20 protein-coding genes are annotated in these 19,723 nt (G+C 66.0%); 13 read left to right on the forward strand and 7 right to left on the reverse strand.

From position 1 onward, the window contains the following. Positions 1 to 32: 32 nt before the first annotated feature. From argJ to PJW05_RS06370, 3 genes are all read left to right on the forward strand, one after another. On the forward strand, positions 33 to 1,250 hold the full coding sequence (gene argJ / locus PJW05_RS06360) for a bifunctional glutamate N-acetyltransferase/amino-acid acetyltransferase ArgJ (RefSeq protein WP_271410875.1): 1,218 nt from the start codon (positions 33 to 35) through the stop codon (positions 1,248 to 1,250). 142 nt (positions 1,251 to 1,392) lie between these two features. Beyond that, positions 1,393 to 2,031, forward strand: a complete 639-nt coding sequence (locus PJW05_RS06365) for a glutathione S-transferase family protein (RefSeq protein WP_271410876.1) — start codon at positions 1,393 to 1,395, stop codon at positions 2,029 to 2,031. Then, on the forward strand, positions 2,028 to 2,969 hold the full coding sequence (locus PJW05_RS06370) for a Nudix family hydrolase (protein ID WP_271410877.1): 942 nt from the start codon (positions 2,028 to 2,030) through the stop codon (positions 2,967 to 2,969). Before PJW05_RS06365 ends, PJW05_RS06370 begins: the two co-directional genes overlap by 4 nt. 49 nt (positions 2,970 to 3,018) lie before the next feature. Here the strand turns inward: PJW05_RS06370 and PJW05_RS06375 are convergent, their stop codons facing one another. From PJW05_RS06375 to PJW05_RS06390, 4 genes are read right to left on the reverse strand one after another with little or no spacing between them, the layout of a single operon-like run. After that, a complete protein-coding gene (locus PJW05_RS06375) occupies positions 3,019 to 3,594 on the reverse strand; it encodes a cob(I)yrinic acid a,c-diamide adenosyltransferase (RefSeq protein WP_271410878.1) in 576 nt (191 codons plus the stop codon). Position 3,595: 1 nt separating this feature from the next. Continuing rightward, a complete protein-coding gene (locus PJW05_RS06380) occupies positions 3,596 to 5,614 on the reverse strand; it encodes a sensor histidine kinase (protein WP_271410879.1) in 2,019 nt (672 codons plus the stop codon). A 46-nt stretch (positions 5,615 to 5,660) separates the two neighbouring features. Beyond that, a complete protein-coding gene (locus tag PJW05_RS06385; protein WP_271410880.1) occupies positions 5,661 to 6,572 on the reverse strand; it encodes a putative 2-dehydropantoate 2-reductase in 912 nt (303 codons plus the stop codon). Continuing rightward, positions 6,569 to 7,531, reverse strand: a complete 963-nt coding sequence (locus tag PJW05_RS06390) for a GGDEF domain-containing response regulator (protein WP_271410881.1) — start codon at positions 7,529 to 7,531, stop codon at positions 6,569 to 6,571. Before PJW05_RS06390 ends, PJW05_RS06385 begins: the two co-directional genes overlap by 4 nt. Positions 7,532 to 7,755: 224 nt before the next feature. Here PJW05_RS06390 and PJW05_RS06395 point away from each other — a divergent pair, with 224 nt between their 5' ends. After that, complete coding sequence (locus PJW05_RS06395) at positions 7,756 to 8,235, forward strand: YajQ family cyclic di-GMP-binding protein (RefSeq protein ID WP_271410882.1); 480 nt, start codon at positions 7,756 to 7,758, stop codon at positions 8,233 to 8,235. Positions 8,236 to 8,349: 114 nt separating this feature from the next. Continuing rightward, positions 8,350 to 9,177 carry a mechanosensitive ion channel family protein gene (locus PJW05_RS06400; protein ID WP_271410883.1) on the forward strand — a complete coding sequence of 276 codons (828 nt, stop codon included), beginning with the start codon at positions 8,350 to 8,352 and terminating at the stop codon, positions 9,175 to 9,177. A 54-nt stretch (positions 9,178 to 9,231) separates the two neighbouring features. On the opposite strand, the gene PJW05_RS06405 is transcribed toward PJW05_RS06400, so the two are convergent. Beyond that, positions 9,232 to 10,971: an AmpG family muropeptide MFS transporter gene (locus PJW05_RS06405; RefSeq protein WP_271410884.1), complete on the reverse strand. Its 1,740-nt coding sequence runs from the start codon at positions 10,969 to 10,971 to the stop codon at positions 9,232 to 9,234. An 87-nt stretch (positions 10,972 to 11,058) separates the two neighbouring features. Beyond that, complete coding sequence (locus PJW05_RS06410; RefSeq protein ID WP_271410885.1) at positions 11,059 to 11,445, reverse strand: MGMT family protein; 387 nt, start codon at positions 11,443 to 11,445, stop codon at positions 11,059 to 11,061. Between PJW05_RS06410 and PJW05_RS06415 the strand changes: the two genes are divergently transcribed. The 8 genes from PJW05_RS06415 to PJW05_RS06450 all read left to right on the forward strand — a co-directional run bounded on the left by PJW05_RS06415 (position 11,444) and on the right by PJW05_RS06450 (position 18,555). Next, positions 11,444 to 12,442, forward strand: coding sequence for a DUF481 domain-containing protein (locus PJW05_RS06415; protein ID WP_271410886.1), 999 nt, complete (start codon positions 11,444 to 11,446; stop codon positions 12,440 to 12,442). The two genes, PJW05_RS06410 and PJW05_RS06415, sit on opposite strands and share 2 nt — an antisense overlap. Positions 12,443 to 12,571: 129 nt before the next feature. Further along, a complete protein-coding gene (locus PJW05_RS06420; RefSeq protein ID WP_271410887.1) occupies positions 12,572 to 13,576 on the forward strand; it encodes a DUF481 domain-containing protein in 1,005 nt (334 codons plus the stop codon). 243 nt (positions 13,577 to 13,819) lie between these two features. Next, positions 13,820 to 14,776 carry an ornithine cyclodeaminase family protein gene (locus tag PJW05_RS06425; RefSeq protein WP_271410888.1) on the forward strand — a complete coding sequence of 319 codons (957 nt, stop codon included), beginning with the start codon at positions 13,820 to 13,822 and terminating at the stop codon, positions 14,774 to 14,776. A gap of 10 nt (positions 14,777 to 14,786) precedes the next feature. Continuing rightward, the gene (locus PJW05_RS06430) at positions 14,787 to 15,911 is read left to right on the forward strand and encodes an NAD(P)/FAD-dependent oxidoreductase (RefSeq protein ID WP_271410889.1); all 1,125 of its coding nucleotides are present in this window, start codon (positions 14,787 to 14,789) and stop codon (positions 15,909 to 15,911) included. A gap of 79 nt (positions 15,912 to 15,990) precedes the next feature. Then, complete coding sequence (locus PJW05_RS06435) at positions 15,991 to 16,623, forward strand: helix-turn-helix transcriptional regulator (RefSeq protein WP_271410890.1); 633 nt, start codon at positions 15,991 to 15,993, stop codon at positions 16,621 to 16,623. 108 nt (positions 16,624 to 16,731) lie between these two features. Next, complete coding sequence (locus PJW05_RS06440; protein WP_271410891.1) at positions 16,732 to 17,217, forward strand: nuclear transport factor 2 family protein; 486 nt, start codon at positions 16,732 to 16,734, stop codon at positions 17,215 to 17,217. 47 nt (positions 17,218 to 17,264) lie between these two features. Continuing rightward, complete coding sequence (locus PJW05_RS06445; protein WP_271410892.1) at positions 17,265 to 17,582, forward strand: GIY-YIG nuclease family protein; 318 nt, start codon at positions 17,265 to 17,267, stop codon at positions 17,580 to 17,582. 37 nt (positions 17,583 to 17,619) lie between these two features. Continuing rightward, entirely contained in the window at positions 17,620 to 18,555 is a 936-nt protein-coding gene (locus tag PJW05_RS06450; protein WP_271410893.1) for a glutathione S-transferase family protein, read from the forward strand. 130 nt (positions 18,556 to 18,685) lie between these two features. On the opposite strand, the gene yejK is transcribed toward PJW05_RS06450, so the two are convergent. Next, a complete protein-coding gene (yejK, locus tag PJW05_RS06455) occupies positions 18,686 to 19,693 on the reverse strand; it encodes a nucleoid-associated protein YejK (protein WP_271410894.1) in 1,008 nt (335 codons plus the stop codon). Positions 19,694 to 19,723 lie beyond the last annotated feature (30 nt).

Here is a 19,723-nt window from a genome sequence, read left to right on the forward strand (position 1 = left end):
GCCGGCCGCCCGATGACAAAGGAGCGCTTCCCATGGCTGTTGGTCTTGGTCCTCTGCCTACGCTGCACCCGGTACCCGGTTTCGAACTCGGCATCGCCTCTGCCGGCATCAAGCGCCCTGGCCGCAAGGACGTGGTGGTGATGCGCTGCGCCGAGGGCTCCAGCATCGCTGGCGTGACCACCACCAATGCCTTCTGCGCCGCACCGGTGCTGATCACCCGCGAGCGCCTGGATGGCGAGGTTCGCTACCTGCTGACCAACACCGGCAACGCCAACGCCGGCACCGGCCCGGATGGCCTGGTCCGCGCCCGTCGCGCCTGCGCCAGGCTGGCTGAACTGGCCGGCGTGAGCGAAGACGCCGTGTTGCCGTTTTCCACCGGCGTGATCGGCGAACCGCTGCCGGTCGAGAAGATCGAAGGCGCTCTGGCTGCGGCCCTGGCCGACCTCAAGGCGGACAACTGGGTTCAGGCCGCCGAAGGGATCATGACCACCGACACGCTGCCCAAGGGCGCTAGCCGCCAGTTCGACCACGATGGCGTGACCGTCACCATCACCGGCATCAGCAAGGGCGCCGGCATGATCCGGCCGAACATGGCCACCATGCTCGGCTACATCGCCACCGATGCCAAGGTTGCCCGCGATGTATTGCAAGCGCTGGTACGCGACGCGGCGAACAAGTCCTTTAACCGCATCACCATCGATGGCGACACCTCCACCAATGACTGCTGCATGCTGATCGCCACCGGGCAGACGGCTCTGCCGGAGATCACCGCCGCCAGCGGTGAACTGTTCGCCAAGCTCAAGCAGGCGGTGTTCGAGGTGTTCATGGAGATCGCCCAGGCCATCGTGCGGGACGGCGAAGGCGCCACCAAGTTCGTTACCGTGCAGGTGAACGGCGGCGGCAACCATCAGGAGTGCCTGGATGTGGCCTATGCCGTGGCCCATTCGCCGCTGATCAAGACTGCGCTGTTCGCCTCCGACCCCAACTGGGGCCGTATCCTCGCGGCCGTGGGTTACGCCGGGGTACCGGAGCTGGACGTGAGCAAGATCGACGTGTTCCTCGGCGAAGTCTGCATCGCCAGCCAGGGTGGCCGCGCCGCCACCTACACCGAAGCGCAGGGTGCGGCGGTGATGGCCCGCGAGGAAATCTCCATTCGCATCGAGCTGGGCCGTGGGGATTGCAGCGAAACCATCTGGACCACCGACCTCTCCCACGAGTACGTGAAGATCAACGCCGAGTACCGCACCTAATCACTCGCGCGGCGTCGCCGGCGTCCAGGCCGCGTGGCATTCCCGATTTTCATCCCCCGATGAAAATCGGGAATTTGCCAGCGGAACGGGCAGCTTCCATCATCCAGCGACACCCCAAGGAACTGGAACGAAGGAGCCCGGCATGTCCCTGACACTGGTAATCGGCAACAAGAACTACTCCTCCTGGTCGTTACGCGCCTGGCTAGCCATGGAACTGACCGGCTCGCCCTACGACGAGGTGCGTATCCCCCTCTACCAGGCTGACAGCCACAAGCGGCTGCTGGCCTTCTCGCCCACCGCCAAGGTGCCGGTCCTGCAATCCGAAGACGGCACTGTCTGGGATTCCCTGGCCATCGCCGAATACCTCGCCGAGCGCTTCCCGGAGGCTCACCTCTGGCCCTTTGGCCAGGCGGCTCGTGCCATGGCCCGGGCGGTATGCGCCGAGATGCACAGTGGTTTCGTGCCCCTGCGCAGCCATATGCCGATGGATATGCAACGGAACGAGCCCTTGGCCGAGGTGCCCGAAGAGGTGGCGGAGGACATTCGTCGCATCTGCGCCCTGTGGGCCGACTGCCGCGCCCGTTTCGGCCAGGACGGTCCCTTCCTGTTCGGCCACGCCAGCATCGCCGACGCCTTCTACGCGCCGGTGGCCTGCCGCCTGCGCAGTTATGCCGTGGAGCTGCCGGCGGATGCCGCGGCCTATGTCGATACCATTTACCGGTGGCCTGCGTTCCAGCGCTGGTACCAGGCCGCCTTGCAGGAAACGGAGATCATCGAATGAAACGAGTGCATGTGGCGGCCGCAGTGATTCGCGGCGCCGACGGCCGGGTGCTGATCGCCAGGCGCCCGGACGACAAGCACCAGGGCGGCCTCTGGGAGTTTCCCGGCGGCAAGGTGGAGGAGGGCGAAGCGGTGCAGGCCGCGCTTTCCCGTGAGTTGGAGGAGGAGCTGGGCATCCGCGTCGGCGTCGCCCGGCCGCTGATCCAGGTCCACCATGACTATCCGGACAAGCAGGTCCTGCTGGATGTCTGGGAGGTCAGCGCCTTCGCCGGCGAGCCCCACGGCGCCGAAGGCCAGCCCCTGGCCTGGGCGTCGCCTCGGGAGTTGGGGAACTATGAGTTTCCCGCCGCCAACCAGCCCATAGTGGCTGCCGCGCGTCTGCCGGATCGCTACCTCATCACCCCCGACGACCTTGAACCCCATGCCCTGCTGGCGGGCCTCAAGACCGCCCTGGCCAATGGCGTGCGTCTGGTGCAGTTGCGCGCGCCGCGCATGTTTGACGCCCAGTACCGTGACCTCGCCGTGGATGTGCAGGGCCTCTGCGCCGGTAAGGCGCAACTGATGCTCAAGGGGCCGTTGGAGTGGCTGGGCGATTTTCCCGCAGCCGGCTGGCACCTTACCGCCGAGCAGTTGCGCAAATACGCCCCCAATGGCCGCCCCTTTCCCCGTGAGCGCTGGCTCGCGGCGTCCTGCCACAGTCCCGAGGAGCTGCGGCTGGCCGCGGCGATGGAAGTGGACTTCGTGACCCTTTCGCCGATACAGGCGACCCAGACCCACCCCGATGTCCAGCCCATGGGATGGGAGCAGGCGGAGGCGTTGCTGCGCGATTTCAACCAGCCGGCCTTCCTGCTGGGCGGTGTAGGCCCCGGCGACCTCGAACGCGCCTGGCAGGTCGGCGCCCAGGGTGTGGCGGGCATCCGGGCGTTCTGGCCGGACTAGCGTTTCCGGGGTTGGCCCAGCGCCGATCGATGCGTGTGCTTGGGGGACCTCAGCCTTTCTTCGCCGCCTGCCACAGCACCTCGTCCACGCCCTGGCGCCGGGCGATCAGGCGGGCGGCGACGAACAGCAGGTCGGATAGCCGGTTGAGGTAGGCCGGCAATACGTCGCGCAGCGGTTCTTCGCCGTTCAGCGTCTGTGTGCGGCGTTCGGCGCCGCGGGCGACGCTGCGGCAGACGTGGGCCTGGGCCACCACGCGCGAACCGCCCGGGAGGATGAAGTTCTTCAGCGGGCCCAGTTCCTCGTTCCAGAGGTCGATGGCCGCTTCCAGCCGGGCGATTTCCTCGGCGTCCACCACCTGATACTCCGGCATTGCCAGCTCGCCGCCCAGGTCGAACAGGCGGTGCTGACAGGGCGTCAGAACCTCGATCACCTCGGCCAGGCCAGGCCAGCGCTCCACGCCGTCGGCGAGTTCCGCCAGCAGCAGGCCGAGCTGGCTGTTCAGGCTGTCCACCTCGCCTATGGCCTCGATGCGTGGGTGATCCTTGGGTACCCGACGACCGCTGGACAGGCCGGTTTCGCCCTTGTCGCCGGTGCGCGTGTAAATCTTGGAAAGGCGGTTGCCCATGTCAGGCTCCTGTGTTCAGGGGGCCGGAAGTGAGCGGCAGGCGCAGGGTGAAGCAGGTGCCCTGGCCGGGCTTGGACTGCACCTCCATCTGGCCCTTGTGGTTGTTGGTGATGATGAAATAGGAAACCGACAGCCCGAGCCCGGTGCCCTGGCCCACCTCCTTGGTGGTGAAGAAGGGCTCGAAGATGCGTTTGCGCACCGATTCGGGAATACCCACGCCGGTATCTTCCACCTGGATTTCCGCCCAGGGTGGGCTCAGGCGGGTGCGCAGGGTGATGCGACCTTCCTCGTCGTCCTCGCGCAGGTGGATGGCCTGGGCGGCATTTTTCAGCAGATTGAGCAGCACTTGCTCCAGTTCGTTGGCGGTGCCGGGCACGGGTCCCAGTTCCGGGTCGAACTCGCGGACGACCTCCATTCCCTTGAAATCGAAACCTTCGGTCAGGTCGAAGTCGTTGCTGGCGATTTCCAGCGCCTGGTCGATCAGCATCGGCAGGTGGCAAGGCGCGAGCTGCCGGTTGCTGCGGCGGCTGAAGGCGAGCATGTGGGTCACGATCTTCGCCGCCCGCGCGCCGGCTTGCTGGATGTCGTCCAGCAGCCTGGGCACTTCGCGGGCCTCCAGGTACTGGTTGACGGCTTCCAGCCTGACGCCGCTGATGCTTGCCTGCTCCTGGTTGCGGTCGAGCTCCGGGGAGATGCGCCGGCGGATGTTCTGCACGTTGTGCAGGATGGCGCCGAGGGGGTTGTTGATCTCGTGGGCCATGCCGGCGGCCAGGCCACCCACCGAGAGCATCTTTTCCGACTGCACCATCAGTTCTTCCATGGACAGCCGCTGGGTGATGTCGTCGATACGGATCACCACGCCGCGTCCGGTGCCGCCCATCAGCGGGTAGAAGGTCAGGGCGTAGTGGTGGACGTCCTCGCCGGCCAGCCAGCTCACCCGCTCGACCTTTTCCACCTTGTGCTTCTCGGCGGTCAGGCGAATCTGCGGCAGGAAAGGCTTGAGCAAGGGGAAGGCGAGGAACACCGGCTGGTTCAGCGCGTCGTCCATGGGCGTGCCCGAGAGAGCGCTGGCTTCCTGGTTCCACTGGGTGACGTAGAGCTGCTCGTCCAGGGCGATGAGCGCCGAGGGCATCGAATCGATGATGCTGTTGAGGTAGTTCTGGAAGCCCGTGAGCTTTTTCTCGATCTTGCTGCGCACCTGCACTTCCAGCTCCAGCTTGCGGTTGGAGTGGCGGGTTTCCTCGGCCAGTTCGTGGGCCTGGTCGAAGGCCGCCTGGGCGTCGTCGCGGGCGCGCTTGAGTTGCTGCTCGCGGGCCTCGATGCGGCTGAGCATGGTGTTGAAGGCGTCGGCCAGGCTGCCGATCTCGTCGCGGTTGCCGCGGGGCGCGCGCAGGGCGTAGTTCTCCTCGCGGGTCACCTGGCGCGAGAGTTCCTCCAGGCGGCGGATGGGGCGGGTGACCATGCGCCGGATCTGCCGCGCCACCAGCAGCCAGAGCAGCACGCTGCAGGCGAGGATGGCGAGGCTTGCGGTCAGGGTCCCGGTGTAGAACACGCCCGGGAGCTCGCTGGACGCAATGAGCAGCAGATGGCCCGGCGGCTGCCCAGGCATCGGCAGTTCGGTGAGGTGGGTGGTGCGGAACTCGCGCAGGCGCCAACCTGGGATATCGCTGGCCTTCAGCGGCAGGTTGAGCTGCGTGCCGCGTTGCAACTGCGCCAGCAGGCGACCGTCGGTGTCGTAGAGCGCGGCGGCGCGCAGGGGCGTGTAGCCGTCCAGGCGCTGCAGCATTTGCTTGGCGTTCTCTTCCGAAGACAGCGCCTCGGGGCCGACGGCCGAGGTGGCGAATAGCCGGCCAAGGGTTTCCAGGCCCTGGGGGGCCACGCTTTCCTGGGAGATCCAGTAGGCGGCGCTGATAAAGGCCAGGTTGGCGATGAGCAGGACGGTGGCGAGCAGAACCAGCAGGGCGGCGAGCAGTTTGCGGCCGACCGACAGGTTTTCGAGGCGTTGACGCAGGCTGGTCAAGGGCGTGGCTATCCGCGGCTGGGCTGAGGGGCAGGTTAGCGCGGGGTCAGGTGACCGGCAATCCACGTTGCGCGAGATGGGCCCGGAGGCGGTCGTGCAGGCTGTCCAGGTGCGGCAGGCTGAGCCGGTGACGGGCCGCGCTGGCGCAGGCGTGGCCGAGCAGGTAGCTGATCTCCGTGCGGCGGCCGTTGGCGACGTCCTGGTACATGGACGAGTAGTTGGCCGCGGTGGCCTGGATCACCCGCAGCACCTCTTCGTGGAGCCCTTCGGCGGCGTCCGGCTGGCCGCAGCGCTGCAGCAGCTCGGCCAGCTCGGCACAGAGCACGCTGACTTCGGCCGGGTGCTCCGCCAGGCCGCCGTTGCGGCAGCCGTACAGCACGGTGAGTGGATTGATGGCGCAGTTCAGCGCCAGCTTGCGCCACAGTCGCGAGAGGATGTCCGGTGTCCAGCCGTGGGGAATGCCGGCCTGTTCCAGGTCATCCAGCCAGGCGGGCGCGGCGGGCTGCCGCGGGTCGCCGAGCCAGGTGAAGCCGTGGCCGGCGAAGACCACGCGAAAGTCCGCTTCGCGAAAGGCACCTTCGGTGCTGGAGGCCAGCACGCAGCGGGCATGGGGCAGGCGCAGGGCCACGGCGTCCTGGCTGCCGAGGCCGTTCTGCAGCAGGATCAGCTCCGCGCCCGGCGCCAGGCGTGGCAGCAGGGGCTGCACCGCGGACTCGGCGTCGTAGGCCTTGCAGGCTACCAGCAGACGGCTGATGGGTCCGGCGCTGCTGGGCAGTTCGGCGGGAATCGGGTAGTGCCGCTCCGTGCCCTGCTCCACCAGGGTCAGGCCGCCGACGGCTTCATAGGCGGCGAGGCGGGGGCGATCGCGCAGCACCAGGCGCACCGGCAGTCCGCGGCGCGCCAGGCGGGCGGCCCAAAGGCTGCCCAGGCTGCCGGCGCCGAGGATGTGCCAGGTCATGGTTGCGGCAGGCGCAGGGCGGTGACGCGACCGCTGGCGTAGGATTCGGGGAGCAGGGCGCCAGCCTTGTCCATCAACTCCTCGACATCCACCGGCAGCGCCTTGGTGTCCAGGCCGACCAGGGCGATGCCGGCCTTGAGAGTGATGAAGCCCTCGCTGGTCTTGAAGGCTTTCAGGTTCAGCCCTTCATGCAGGCGGCGGAAGCTGCTCGGCGAACACTCGTGGAGGTCCTCGAGCAGGGTAATCAGGCCGAAGTGGCTGTCGTCCACGCGGGTCAGCACATCCAGCGGCCGTACCAGTTGCTGCAGACGCCGCGCGACGCCATGCAGCAGTTCGTTGTAGAAGGTTTCGCCGTATTGCTGGCGCAGTTGCGGCGCGTCCAGCAGACCGATCAGCAGGTAGCACAGGGCGCCGCCGCGGGACTCCACCTGGCGCAGGCTGTCGGCCAGTTTCTGTCGCAGGTAGCGCGGGTTGCCGAGGCCGGTGAGGGAGTCCACCAGGTTGCGCTGCTCCAGGCTGGCGATGTTCTGGGTCAGCAGGCGGTTCTCCTGCAGCAGGCGCTGCAGGGTGTTGCACAGGCGGTCGGCGGCGTAGACCCGTGGCACCAGCTGTTCGCTCATGGCGGCCTTGCTGATGAAGTCGTCCACGCCGCGGTCGAAAGCCTCGCCCAGGACGTTTTCGCCCTCCTTGCCGGTCAGCAGGATGATGTAGCTGTAGTGATCGGTCATCTCATCGAGCTGGCGCACCCGCGCGGTCAGTTCCAGGCCGTCGATCTCGGGCATCAGCCAGTCGGCGAGGATGACGTTGGCGGGCATGTGTTCCAGCAACTGCAGGGCTTCGCTGGCGCTGCTGGCGAATCGCAGATCCTGGTAACCGGCCTGGCTCAGGGTGCGGCCGATCATGGCGCTGGAAAACTTGGCGTCGTCCACCACCAGGATACTGAGATGAGGATTGGGCATTGGGCAGGCTCGCAGGGCGGATGGGGTAACGTGATGTGGCGTTATGATATCAAGCTCCGCTCCGGATGCCTTGTCGCCCCACCGTTCTGCCGGTTTCGGACTGCTGGGGACGGCCCCGGAAAGGCGGCTTGTCGCTCGGTTATAATGGGTGCGCATTTTCAACCGTCAAGCCAGGCGCGTTCATAACCGTGATGCAGATCGCGCCGTCTATCTGGAGGAATCCCATGCCCTCGTTCGACGTGGTGTCCGAATTGGACAAGCACGAAGTCACCAACGCCGTCGACAACGCCATCAAGGAGCTCGATCGCCGCTACGACCTGCGTGGCAAGGGCAGCTTCGAGTTCAAGGAACTGACGGTCACCCTGACCGCCGAAGCCGATTTCCAGCTGGAGCAGATGCTGGAAATCCTCAAGTTGTCCCTGGTCAAGCGCAAGATCGACATCCAGTGCCTGGAGATCAAGGACTCCTACGCCTCCGGCAAGGCCGTGAAGCAGGAAGCCGTGCTGCGCGAAGGGATCGACAAGGAACTGGCGAAAAAGATCGTCGCCCATATCAAGGAAAGCAAGCTCAAGGTTCAAGCCGCCATCCAGGGCGAGCAGGTGCGCGTCACCGGCAAGAAGCGCGACGACCTGCAGGAAGCGATCGCCGCCCTGCGTGCCAAGGAATTCGGCATGCCTCTGCAATTCAACAACTTCCGCGACTGAGCGGAACCTTTGCGGTCCATCCGCGTCGCAAACCTGAAGTCCTTTGAACCTTCGCCGCCGTGGGATGTCCATGGCGGCCTGGTTTCGCATTGTTGAGAAGAACGGGAGTACCCCATGGAGATGAACGTCGACCAGTTGGTAAAGGTTTCCGAGGCCTGGCTGCCGATCGTGCTGGAGTACAGCGGCAAGCTGACCCTCGCCTTGATTACCCTGCTGCTGGGCTGGTGGCTGGTCAACCTGCTGACCGGCAAGGTCGGCAATCTGATGCAGAGCCGCCGTGTCGACCGAACCCTGCAGGGATTCATCGGCAGCCTGGCCAACATCATTCTGAAGGTGCTGTTGCTGGTCAGCGTGGCTTCGATGATCGGCATCGAGACCACATCCTTCGTCGCGGCCATCGGTGCCGCCGGCCTGGCGATCGGCCTGGCCCTGCAGGGCAGCCTGGCGAACTTCGCCGGCGGTGTGCTGATCCTGCTGTTCCGTCCGTTCAAGGTCGGTGACTGGATCGAAGGGCAGGGCGTGGCCGGGAGCGTGGACAGCATCCAGATCTTCCACACCACGCTGAAGACCGCCGACAACAAGGTGGTGATCGTGCCGAACGGCAGCCTGTCCAACGGCAATATCACCAACTACTCGCGGGAAAAGACCCGCCGCGTGGATATCAATATCGGCATCGACTACGACTGCGATATCAAGCGTGCCCGCCAGGTGCTGCTGGACATCGCGCGTGACCCGCGCGTGTTGAAGAACCCGGAGCCCGTGGTGTTCGTCACCGGGCTGGGCGAGAGCGCCATCAACGTGTCCCTGCGGGTGTGGGTCGAGACTGCCGACTATTGGGCGGTGAACTTCGACTTCATCGAGCGCGCCAAGGAAAAGATGGATGAAGCGGGCATCAGTATTCCCTTCCCCCAGCGGGTGGTGAAACTGGTGCAGAGCGCCTAGTGCGCCGCAATGAACGAGGCCGGCATTTGCCGGCCTTTTTCATGTCCGCGAGGCTCAGGGCTGCTCGGGGGAGCCAGGCGCCGCGGGGGCGTCGGATGAGCCGTTCTCCTTCGGCTGCTGGCGGTCGCGGCCCCACTGGACGGCAATCAGCACCAGGGTGGGGATGCCCAGCAGGGCGGTGAGCAGGAAGAAGTTGTGGTAGCCGAGGCTTTCCACCATCACCCCCGAGTAACCCCCGATCAGGCGCGGCAGCAGCAGCATGATGGAGCTGAGCAGGGCGTACTGGGTGGCGGAGAACTTCAGGTTGGTGAGGCTCGACAGGTAGGCGACGAAGGCGGAGGTGGCCAATCCGGCGCTGAAGTTGTCGCAGGAGATGGTCAGGATCAGCATGTTCAGGTGCGCGCCCATGTCGCTGAGGGCCACGAACATCAGGTTGGTCGCTGCCGAACTCAGGCCACCGATGAAAAGGATCGGCAGGATGCCGAAACGCACGATGAGCACGCCGCCGGCAGCCGCCCCGAGCAGGGTCATTACCAGGCCGAACAGCTTGCTGACGCTGGCGATCTGCTCCTTGGTGAAGCCCTGGTCGATGTAGAAGACGTTGGCCATCACGCCCATCACCGTGTCCGACATCCGGTAGGTGGCGATCAGGCCCAGCAGCAGCAGTGCCTGCCAGCGATAGCGCTGGACGAATTCGTTGATGGGGGTCAGCACCGGTGCCATCAGCAGGCGCCCTGCGGCGGAGAAACAGGCCAGGGTAATCAGCAGGAACAGCGTGCCGCGCGGCCAGGCGCCGGAGGAGAAGGCCTTCACGGCGGCGGCGACGGTCACCAGGATGACGATCAGCACGATGATCGACACGGCTTGGTGGACGAAGTCGAAGTTGGGCATCACCTTGCCCCGCGCCGCCACCAGCAGTTGGCGCCGTTGCTGGCTGAGCAGCTCGCGCACCGGGAGGATCTGGCGCAGGCCCCAGGGCGACAGGCAGGTGATCAGGAAGATGGCGTAGAGCGCGGCGCGCGGCCAGGCGCGGTCGAGCAGGCCGGTGATCATCGCCGGCAGGGAAATCAGCATCACCAGCAGGATCAGCACCGACGACAGCTGGTGCTTGAGCTTGAAGCGAGAGGGGTTGCCCTGGCTCGGCAGGTTCACCAGCGGTTCACGCATCCACAGGCTGGTGATCAGGCCCGGCAGCATCAGCGCGGCGAACAGCAGGTAGGTGCCGGCCCAGGCTCCGTATTCATAGAGCTTGGCAGTGGAGCCGAACCATTCGGCGAAGTAGAGGGCGCCGGCGGTGGCGAGCAGCGCCGAGACCCGGTAGCCGGTCATGTAGCTGGCGGCGAGGGCCGCCTGGCGGCTGTCTTCGGCGATTTCCAGGCGGTAGGCGTCGATGGCGATGTCCTGGGTGGCCGAGGCGAAGGCCACCACCACCGCCAGGGCGATCAGCCAGGTGAGGTGGGTCTGCGGATCGCACAGCGCCATGCCCACCAGACCGAGCCCCACCAGCGACTGGGACAGTACCAGCCAGGAGCGCCGGCGACCGAGGCGGCCGAGCAGCGGCAGGCGCCATTGGTCGAGCAGCGGCGACCAGATCCATTTGAACGCATAGGCCAGGCCGATCAGGCTGGCGAAGCCGATGGTTTCGCGGGAGACCCCGGCCTCGCGCAGCCAGACGGAGAGCGTGGAGAACACCAGCATGTAGGGCAGGCCGGCGGCGAAACCCAGCAGCAACAATGAAAGGGTGGCCGGCGTGGCATAGGCGGCGATGGCGGCGCGCCAGGAACGATGGGGCATTAGCGGTGCGATCCGAAAAGCGTGGTGCTGGGCATGGGGCTGCTCGCGACGTCCAGGTTGGCGGCTGAAAACAGGGCAGGGCGCACTCTAACCCTTGGGTGGCATGGGATGCCAGCCGTGCCGACGCATGTCCACCCGATCATTGCGGATACTGACCCCTTCGGCGCGCAGACGTGCCCGCTGTTCATCGCCGGACGACGTGCCCAGCGCAAGGCTGAAGCGCCCACCCGCCCCCAGAACCCGGTGCCAGGGCAGTTGCGTACCGCTCGGCAACTGGCTCAGCGTGCGCCCGACCCAACGCGCGGCGCGGCCCAGGCCCGCCAGCTCGGCCAATTGGCCGTAGGTCACCACCTTGCCTTCCGGGACCTGGCCCAGGGTCAGGTAGAGCGCCTCGCGGCGAACGTCCGGACTTGCCGCCGGCAAGTCCGCCCATGCATCCTCTGGCGCCTCCCTTGTCTTCCGCTTGTCGATCATGCTGCTCCGTCGCCTTTGTGCCCTGCTTTCTATAGTCCTGTGCGCGCCGCTCTGGGCCGATACCGTGTGGCTCGACAATGGTGATCGCCTGAGCGGCGAGATCATCCTCCTGGATGGCGGCAAGCTGGCGCTGAAAACCAAATACGCCGGTCAGGTGCTGATCGACTGGAAGGATATCGACACCCTCAGCGCCGATAAACCGTTGCTGATCAAGCGCAGCCATCTCGTCAGCCAGCGGAGCCACAGCCTCGAGGCCGCGGGCAAGGGCATGGTGCGTCTGGGAAACGGCACGGGCGAAACCGTGCCCCTGGCCAGCATCCGCCAGATGGTGCCGCCGCGCCCGGTGCTCAAGGACCGCATCTGGGAAGGCAACCTCGACGCCAAGCTGGACATGGAGCGCAACGAGAACAGGACGGACGAATGGAAGCTCAAGGGTGATACCCGCATCGAGCACGGCCGCTGGCGTCATGTGTTAAGCGGGGAGTTCGAGAAGGAGATCAAGGACGGCGAACGCACCGAGGACAACTGGGAACTCGAGTATGACCTCGACCGTTTTCTCACCGACCACTGGTTCGTGCGCGGCAGCTACGACCAGCACAGGGACGACTTCGAGTTCTTCACACAGCAGCGCTCCTTCGGCGTCGGGCCGGGCTACCGCTTCTGGGACAGCGAACTGGGGCGATTCGACCTGATCGCGCAGCTCTCGCGCTTCCATCTGGAGAGCGATGCCGGCGACCTGGATTTCAATGCCTATTCCTTCGAGTGGGATTTCAAGCGGTTGATCTGGGGGACCCGTTTCGAACTCTATTCCAAGGCCCAGTTGCAGATGCCGCGGATCCAGGAGGTCGACTACGTGCTCGACAGCGAGTTCGGCCTGCGTTACCGCCTCAACGACTGGGCGCGGCTGTCGCTGCTTTACGAACTGGACCAGGTGCGCGGCCTCGGTGAGTCCTCGTCGGACAGGCATTACCTCATCGGCGTCGGGGTCGGCTGGTAGGGGCGGGGCAGGGTACGCCTGTCGACTTCCCGGAACTCGTCAGGGCGCCGGCCGGTCAGTCCTTGCTCTGCCGTTGGCCATAGGGATAATGCCCGGCTTTTTTTAGAACCCGAGCAAAGAAGCCGTTTCATGTTGTCCAGAACCCTCCTGTGCGTGACCCTTGCCGCCGTTTCCACCGCCACTGTCGCCGACACCGTCTGGCTGAAGAACGGCGACCGACTCACCGGCACCATCCGCGTCTTCGACGGTGGCAAGCTGGTGCTGGAAACCGACTACGGCGGAACCATCCCGCTGGATTGGAAGAAGGTCGCCACCCTGGAGAGTGAGCGTGAACTGCTGATCAAGCAGGGCGACCTCAATGGCGAGCGCGCCAAGTCCCTGCACCGCGCCGAGAGCGGCAAGGTCATCCTGGCCAACGGTGAAGCGCCCAAGGAAGTGGAACTGGCCAGCATCGAGCAGATCATGAAGCCCAAGCCCCTGGTGGAGGACCTGACCTGGCGCGGCAACGTCGATCTGTCCCTGGACTACAAGCGTGCCGAGAAGGACACCGACGACTACGACGTCGACTTCAAGACCAAGGCCCGCCACGGCCGCTGGCGGCACAACGCCAACGGAGAGTACAACCGCGAATTCACCGACGAGGTGAAGACCACGGACAATTGGGAAGCCGAGTACGCGCTGGACCGGTTCATCACCGACAAGTTCTTCTGGCAGGGCCGTGGCGAGTACAAACGCGACCTGGTCGAGGACCTCGAGCGCCAGCGCGGCCTGGGTACCGGCCCCGGCTACCAGTTCTGGGACGACGAGCTGGGCGCGTTCTCCCTGGCCGGCCTGGTCAACCGCAGCGACTACCAGTTCGCCGACGATGGGAAGGAGAGCTTCTATTCCCTCAGCACCAAGTGGGACTACAACCGCTACCTGGTGGGCAAGACGGTGGAACTATTCACCACCGGCGAGATCGGTCGTCCCCTGGACAACACCGCCGACTACGCCCTGGATGCCGAGGTGGGCCTGCGCTACAAGCTCAACAGCTGGGCCTCGCTCAACATGAAGGCCGAGAAGGACCAGGTCAGCGGCGCCGAGGGCGAACTCGACGAAACCCGCTACACCGTCGGTTTCGGGGTGGGTTGGTAAACCACTTTCATCGTCCCGCCCGCGGGACCCGGTTTCGAGGCCCGGCATAATGTCGCGGGTGGATGGAACGGCACCCTCCCCCCGGCCGGGCCGCGGCGTTCACCTGGAAACTCCCAACAGGTTCTCCCGCATTCCTTACACCCAGGCGCCATTCCCGTACATCCCGTCCGCTCGGCCCTTGCTGGTATAAACTTAAAAGTCCAATATGGACAAATTGTTTATATCCAGCCCTGGGAGTGCCCCATGTCCAGCACGCCGCCGCTCGTCCTCCAGCAAACCGAAGCACGCCGTCTGCTCCAGCAGGTGGATGTCCACCAGGCCATGCGCCGCATGTTCCTCGACCTGGCGGCCGGCGATGCCCTGCAGCCGTCCCAGCAACTGGTGGAGTTTCCCAATGCCGCCGGTGACTTCATCAATTACCTGGGGGTGCTGGCCAAGGAAGGGGTCTACGGGGTCAAGACCTCTCCCTATATCAAGACCGCCGATGGCGCGATCGTCACGGCCTGGACCCTGTTGATGTCCATGGAGACCGGACAGCCGCTGCTACTCTGCGATGCCGGCGAACTGACCACCGCACGTACCGCCGCCACCACGGCGGTGGCCGTGGAATGCCTGGCGCCGGACCAGGCCCGTACGCTGGCGGTGATCGGCAGCGGCCCGGTGGCCCGTGCTCACCTGGACTACGTGAAAGGCCTGCGCGATTGGCAGCGCATCGCCGTCTTCTCGCCGTCCCTGGCGGACGATGAGGGGCTGCGGACGCGGTTGCTCGCCCAGGATGCGCGCGTAGAGATCAGCGCCAGCCTGGAGGAGGCGGTAGCGGACGCCGAGGTGGTGATGCTTTGCACCTCCTCCGCCGAACCGTTGTTGGACCCGCGGCAGTTGTCCAGGCCCGCGCTGGTCACCTCCATCAGCACCAACGCGCCGCGTGCCCATGAAGTCTCGCCGGATGCCCTGCCCGGGATGGACGTGTACTGCGACTACCGCGCCACCACGCCCGCCTCCGCCGGCGAGATGCTGCTGGCCACTGCGCGCCAGGGTTGGGGGCCGGCGTCCATCCGTGGCGACCTGGCGGAGCTGGTCAGCGGCCAGGCGCCGCGTCCGGATTACAGCCGCCCGGTGTTCTTCCGCTCCATCGGCCTGGGCCTGGAAGATGTGGCCCTGGCCAACGCTCTCTATCATCTTCAACGCCAAGGCCAGTGAGGTAGACGCCATGAACCAGGCTGACTTCATCATCATTGGCGCCGGCATCGCCGGCGCGTCCACCGGTTTCTGGCTGTCCCGCCACGGCCGTGTGCTGGTGCTGGAACGCGAGGAACACGCCGGCTACCACTCCACCGGCCGTTCCGCCGCCCTCTATACCGTGGCCTACGGCACGCCCCAGGTGCGTGCCCTCACCGCCGCCAGCCGAGCCTTCTTCGATGCGCCGCCGCAGGGCTTCAGCGACCACCCGCTGCTGACCCCGCGTGGCGAGATGGTGGTGGATTTCAGCGGCGATGCCGAAGAGTTGCAGCGTCAGTTCGACAGCGCCCTGGAAAACGTCCCCGACGTGCGGATGCTCACCCCGGAGCAGGCCTGTGCCCTGGTGCCGGTACTGCGCCGAGACAAGGTGCGGGGCGCCATGCTCGACCCCAGTGCCGCCGACATCGACACCGATGCCCTGCTCCAGGGCTACCTGCGCGGTATCCGCCGCAATGGCGGCGACGTGCGGCACAGCTGCGAAGTGATCGGTGCGTGCCGCGAAGGCGAGAACTGGGTGGTGGAAACGCCCCTGGGCCGCTTCCAGGCGCCGATCCTGGTCAACGCCGCTGGCGCCTGGTGCGACCGGCTGGCGCAGCTCGCCGGGGTCCAGCCGCTCGGTCTGCAGCCCAAGCGTCGCGCGGCGTTCATCTTCTCGCCGCCGGAAGGCGTGGACGCCCACCAGTGGCCAGCCCTGGTGAGCCTGGACGAGTCCTTCTACTTCAAGCCCGACGCCGGCATGCTGCTCGGCTCGCCGGCCAACGCCGACCCGGTCGAGCCGCACGACGTGCAACCCGAAGAGCTGGACATCGCCCTCGGCATCTACCAGATCGAAGAGCACACCAGCATGAGCATTCGCCGGCCCGCGCGGGTCTGGGCCGGCTTGCGCTCCTTCTTCCCCGATGGCGACCTGGTGTCCGGCTACGATCCGCGCACAGCGGGCTTCTACTGGGTGGCCGGGCAAGGCGGTTACGGCATCCAGACGTCCGCCGCCATGGGCGAAGCCAGCGCCTGCCTGATCCTGCGCCAACCGCTGCCGGAGCACCTGGCGCGCTTCGGCCTGAGCGAGGCCATGCTGTCCCCCGCGCGGCTGGGATGACGAGGCCGGCGCTTTGCGCCACACTCGCAGCGCCGGGCCTCGCGCCTGGCGCTGATCTTTCCGTTCCAGGAGCCGCTCCATGACCCCCCGCCCAGACCTTTCCCTGGACAACTACCGGGCCATCGCCGACGCCATCGCCACACTGTTCTTCCCCCATGCCGAGGTGGTGCTGCACGACCTGCGCACGCAGACGATCGACTACATCGCCAACAACATCTCCAAGCGCTGCGTCGGCGATGACGCCGCGCTGGAAGACATGCTCGGCGAAGCGCGGGATGAGCGGAACATCGGACCCTACGAGAAACTCAACTGGGATGGCCAGAAGATCCGCTCCGTGAGCACCGTGCTGCGTGATGCCCAGGGGGCGCCGGTGGCCGTGCTCTGCATCAACCTGAACATCTCCCTGTTCGAGACGGCCAAGGCGGCTCTCGACCTGTTCCTCTCGTCCAGCAAGCTGATTCCCCAGCCCGATGCCCTGTTCCGCGATGACTGGCAGGAACGCATCAACACCTTCCTGCACAACTGGCTGCGCCAGCGCCAACTGGGCCTCAACCTCCTCACCCGCGAGCACAAGCGCGAACTGGTCCTGGCCCTGCACGCCGAAGGCGCCTTCAAGGGCAAGAGCGCGGCCAACTACGTGGCCAATGTCCTCAATATGGGCCGCGCCACCGTCTACAAGCACCTCAAGGAACTCAAGGAAGAGTCGGTGTAGCCCTGCGCTTCATCGCGAGGCAGGTCTATTCGCCCAATCGATGGGACTGGAGCAACCCCCCTGGCCGGGTCAATACTTTCGCTCTGACCTTCGATCCGGAGCTGCCCCATGGCCCACCCCAACGCCGAACTCATCACCCGCTTCTACGAGGCTTTCCAGCGCCTGGACGCCGAGGCCATGGCGGCCTGCTACAGCCCCGACGTGCACTTCAGCGACCCGGTGTTCACCGACCTCAACGGCCGGGAGGCCGCCGACATGTGGCGCATGCTCGCCGGCCGCGCGCAGCAGTTCTCCCTCACCTTCGACCGCGTCGAAGCCGACGACTTCCAGGGCAGCGCCCACTGGGTGGCGCGCTATCTCTTCAGCCAGACCGGACGTATGGTGGAGAACCGCATCCAGGCGCGTTTCCTCTTCTCCGATGGTCTTATCATCGAGCATCACGACAGCTTCGACCTCTGGCGCTGGGCGAGCCAGGCCCTGGGTGCCAAGGGCCTGTTGCTGGGCTGGCTGCCGCCGGTGCAGAACGCCATTCGCCAGCAGGCCGCGCGGGGCCTGGCCGCCTACCGGGCGGGAGCATTGAAGGACTTGTCTTGACGGGGGCGGCATTGCCTAATGCGGCGGCATTTCATCAGGACCCCGCGATGCCCGAACACGCCGAACCCACCCTTGCCGCCAAACCCTGGTTCGTTTACTTGGTGCGTGCCGAGAACGGCGCGCTCTACTGCGGCATCAGCGACGACCCGCAGCGGCGCTTCGCCCAGCACTGCAGCGGCAAGGGCGCGCGCTTCTTCCATTCCAGCCCGGCCCAGGCGCTGGTGTTCGTCGAGGCCTGCGCCGACAAGGGCGAGGCCCTGCGCCGCGAGATCGCCATCAAGCGCATGAAGAAGGCGGCCAAAGAGGTACTGATACAAGGCTGGGAGCACGCCGTGGGGGTGGGCCCCAGCGAAGCGGCAGGCTAAGCTGCGGGGCTTATCCCACCCGCAGCGGAGCCCCGCCATGTCCGAACTTATCCTGCACCACTACGACGCCTCGCCCTTCGCCAAGAAGGCGCGGTTGATGCTTGGCTACAAGCAGCTGTCGTGGCGCTCGGTGGAAATCCCGCGGATCATGCCCAAGCCGGACCTGGTGGCGCTGACCGGCGGCTACCGCAGGACCCCGGTGCTCCAGGTGGGGGCCGATATCTACTGCGACACCGCGCTGATCGCCCGCCGCCTGGAAGCGGAAAAATCCGGTCCGGCGCTGTTCCCGGAAGACCAGGCGTTCAATGTCGCCAGCTTCGCCCAGTGGGTGGACGCGGTGATCTTCCAGCATGCCGTCACCCTGGTGTTCCAGCCTGAATCCATCGCCGTGCGCATGGGCCAGCTGCCGCCGGCCGCGCAGCAGGCCTTCCTCGCCGACCGCGCCAAACTGTTCTCCGGCGGCAGTACCACCCGCCTGCCCGCGGAACAGGCCCGCAACAACTGGCCGGTGCTGATGGGCCGGTTGCAGCAGCAACTGGAACGTAGCGAGGGGGACTTCCTGTTCGGCGAGCCCTCGGTGGCCGACTTCTCCCTGGCCCACTGCCTGTGGTTCCTCAAGGCGACGCCGGTGACCGCGCCCCTGGTGGACGACTACCCGGAAGTCGCCGCCTGGCTGGGCCGGGTGCTGGGCTTCGGCGAGGGCTCATTCAGCCCGTTGTCCGCCGACGAGGCCCTGGACATCGCCCGCGCCGCCACCCCGGCGCCGCTGCCGGACGAGGATTTCGTCGATCCGAACGGCTTCGCCCCCGGCCAGAAGGTGACGGTGGCGGCCACCGACTATGGTGTCGACCCGGTGGACGGTGAGCTGGTGTTCCTCGGCCGCGAGGAAATCATCCTGCGCCGCGAGGACGAGCGCGCCGGGCGGGTGCATGTGCACTTCCCGCGTCTTGGGTTCCACATCGAGGCGCGCTGATCTTATGTAGGAGCGAATTCATTCGCGAAGGGTCGCATAGCGGCCCGTTGGTCCGTTTCGCGAATGAATTCGCTCCCACAGGAAGAAGCTCGAATACACCAAGCCCGGCATTTGCCGGGCTTGTTGGTCTTCAATCCGTGCGTCGCTTGAGCTGGTCCTTCAGTTGGGTCGGCAACTGGCGGATGATCAGCATGTCGCGGCCCTCGTCGTATTCGATCTTCGAACCGAGCAGGTGGGCCTCGAAGCTGATGGACAGGCCCTCGGCGCGGCCGGTGAAGCGCTGGAACTGGTTGAGGGTGCGCTTGTCCGGCGGAATTTCCGGGGACAGGCCGTAGTCCTTGTTGCGGATGTGCTCGTAGAAGGCGCGCGGGCGGTCTTCGTCGATCAGTCCGGACAGTTCGTCGAGGGTGATCGGCTCGCCCAGCTTGGCCTGGGTGCTGGCGTAGTCCACCAGGGTCTTGGTCTTCTCCCGGGCCTGTTCCTCGGCCAGGTCCTCGGCCTCGACGAAGTCGCTGAAGGCCTTGAGCAGGGTGCGGGTTTCGCTCGGCGGGTCGACGCCTTCCTGGCAGCCGATGAAGTCGCGGAAGTAGTCCGAGACCTTCTTGCCGTTCTTGCCCTTGATGAAGGAGATGTACTGCTTCGACTGCTGGTTGTTCTGCCACTCCGACAGGTTGATGCGTGCCGCCAGGTGCAACTGGCCCAGGTCCAGGTGCTTGGCCGGCGCGACCTCCAGTGAGTCGGTCACCGTCACGCCTTCGCTGTGGTGCAGCAGGGCGATGGCCAGGTAGTCGGTCATGCCCTGCTGGTAGTGGGCGAAGAGCACGTGGCCGCCGGTGGAGAGATTGGACTCCTCCATCAGCTTCTGCAGGTGCTCTACGGCCTGCCGGCTGAAGGCGGTGAAGTCGCGGGCGCCCTCCTGGTATTCCTTCAGCCAGCCGCTGAACGGGTAGGCGCCGGACTCCTCGTGAAAGAAGCCCCAGGCCTTGCCCTGCTTGGCGTTGTAGCTTTCGTTGAGGTCGGCCAGGAGGTTTTCCATGGCCTGGGACTCGCCCAGTTCGCTATCCCGGGCATGCAGCGCGGCGGCGCTGCCGTCGGGCTTCTTGTCGATGAAGTGAACGATGCAGTGGCGGATGGGCATGGATCTTCGCTCTCGGGGGCACGAACGGCG

Source organism: Pseudomonas sp. Q1-7 (assembly GCF_028010285.1).
In the GTDB taxonomy this organism is placed as follows: Bacteria; Pseudomonadota; Gammaproteobacteria; order Pseudomonadales; family Pseudomonadaceae; genus Metapseudomonas.